1 protein-coding gene is annotated in these 2,563 nt (G+C 30.0%); it reads right to left on the reverse strand.

What is annotated here, in order from left to right; genetic code table 11:
- Positions 1-2,161, reverse strand: a 2,161-nt coding sequence (locus CXF67_RS09255; RefSeq protein WP_102088498.1) for a hypothetical protein, incomplete at its 3' end; no start/stop codon positions are given.
- Positions 2,162-2,563 lie beyond the last annotated feature (402 nt).

Here is a 2,563-nt window from a genome sequence, read left to right on the forward strand (position 1 = left end):
TTTCATTTGTTACTTTAAAATAGTCTTCTACCTTATTTTCAATTTGTGTATTTACAATCCTTTTCCCTTCATCACTTTGTTGATTAATACTCCAATTTAGAAGTTCTTTGAATTCAAATGTTTTTAGTTTAGGGAAAGCCAAAATTTCTAAGTTTCCTTCCGATATTTTGAGGCTTTCTTTTATTTCCTCAATTTTTATATAAAAATTTCGATGTGCTTGTTTTATTGAAGTTTTGAAACTCTCAATCTGTAATACAAATTCCTCAATTTCTTTTTTAATTAAGGTAATGTCTAACAATTTGTCTCTCTGTGTTTTAAGTTTTTCTTCTGCTTCTTTGTATTGCTTATTATTCTTAAAAGTTTCAATTCCTTTGACATAATTAGCGTTTTTCTCGATTTCAGAGATTAATAGACTATTTGATTTTATGATTGAAATGTTTTTTTCACAAATCTTATCTAATTCAGAATTCCATTCGAGTTGGAATTTGTCTTTTAACTTCTCAAAAGATAATTTTACCGAAGACCTATTAAAATCATTTAAAGAAACTATGTCAAAATCAATATCTTTATTTATGAAGAATTTCTCTTTTAACGATTGAATTTTAGAAACTTGAGAACTATAATTTTCATTTGACTTTGTAATTTCGTCAAGTTGTAATTTAAGTCTATTATATTCTTCAAGTTCTTGCTCGTTTATTTGAATTTTAAGTTTTAGTTCAGAAAGCTCTTTAGTAAGTTTTTCAATTTCACTTTTTATGCCTTTTTCGTCTCCTTTTTCTTTCAGTTTAAGCTTCCGTTTACCGAGGTCTTCTTGTAATTGAAATAGCTTATTGATTTTGGTAGTTATGTCTGAATTGTTTTCACTTGAAAAGGAATCATAGTTTGTAATTAACTGATTCTTTGTTGCATCTTGTTTTATGATTTCTTCTACTAAATTATCTAATTCGCCATTTCTATTTTTGGCTAATTGATACATATAGCTTTGCGGGAAATATTCGATATTTCTATCGTTGTTTTCAACACCATCTTTCCAAGTAATAGAAAGACCTGAAACTATCGCGTTTACGAAATCCGTGTACTCTTGATTACCAAATTTAACAGGCTTGTCGCAATTCAGCTTTTTCGCAATTGCTCCAAGTAATACAGATTTCCCTGTTGACCTGCCACCAATTATACAATTGAGATTTTGATTTAAGTATAATGTTTGATTTGTGAAATCAGTATGTGTAAGAGTTACAGAATCTATAGCTTGATAACCTGCTTTTTCTTGTGGTCTTATTTGTTCAATTGATACTCGCTCTTCAGGTTCGTATCCAATTTGTTTTATTCCATTAAAAGTTGGGTCAGCCTTAATCCAAGTATGACAATGGTAATTTATTGTGGCCTTTTTAGTTCCGTTTTCTTCAAATTCAAAAGTGTCTAAATCTTTGAATGAATGAATATCGAGTGAGTGTAGTAATTTTTTATTTCCAAATTCATTTAACCAATTTTGATTTTGTTCATTTGTTTCTACATTATTACTAAAAAACGCCTTTACTTGTGAGTATAAGTGGTCTTTTAAGGGTTTTAACTGTTGGTTTTTCTCTAGGTTACTCCACTCTTTATATCCAAGAAAAAGAAATGTTTTGTCTTTCCAAGTTGTTGAATTAATCAATCCTAAAACTTCTTCTGTTGAAGGGATTAACGATTCAAATCCACCTTTAAGTGTACCACCAATCTCACTAAAGTTCGCTTTTGATAATTTTTTTGTTTGTTCGAGTCTTGAAATCTTAATGTTATCTATAAACTCTTCTCGGATTTTAGTAATCTCACTTGCGAGTTTTGATTCGTCTACATCAAACAAAATATGCAAGTTTATTTTTTGCAGATTATTTTGGTTTCCACTCCCAAAGGTGTCAATTCTAAATTCTAAAATAGGTAATATTTTATCAAGGTTTTTGAGTCTGCCACTGTTTTTATATGACATTACCTTTTCATAGCCATCAATGAAATAATAATCAGTAATACCAACAACTTTAACTTCTTCTGGTAGATTTTCCAAACAACTAATGAATTTCTCCCAATTTTCAGGCGTGTTCTTGTAGTCTTGACAGATTGATTCAGGTGTATGAATATGTAAATCCCACAATCTCCATTCTGAACCTCTTTCTTTTCTTTTCATTCGGTATTTTTTTTCAGCTTGTGGCTAACGACTCGGCTATGGTTAGTACGGGAATTAAAAGTAGTGAACTTTCGATTAAGCACTTAGCCAAATCTTTTTATTTTGTTTTATCTTTTCATTTCTAAAGCCAAATCAAAAGATTTGGCTGACTTCGTTAAAGGCTTTGAACTTTGGGCTAAGCATTAAACCCGTATTAATTATAGCCATTGTTGTGCCGTCGTACTTTATTCTTCGTGAGACAGTCCGTATGGAAATCCACCGTTTGTATATCCAATAATCAGTGTAAAATTTTCATCATTTTCGAATTCATAAACGGTATTTAATTCATCTTCTCTTTTTTTCTTGAATGAAAGTCTTTGTTGTCTTAGTGTTTCCATTGAGTTCATTAACGATCTTTCGTAT

The organism is Psychroflexus sp. MES1-P1E (assembly GCF_002836055.1).
Taxonomy (GTDB): domain Bacteria; phylum Bacteroidota; class Bacteroidia; order Flavobacteriales; family Flavobacteriaceae; genus Psychroflexus.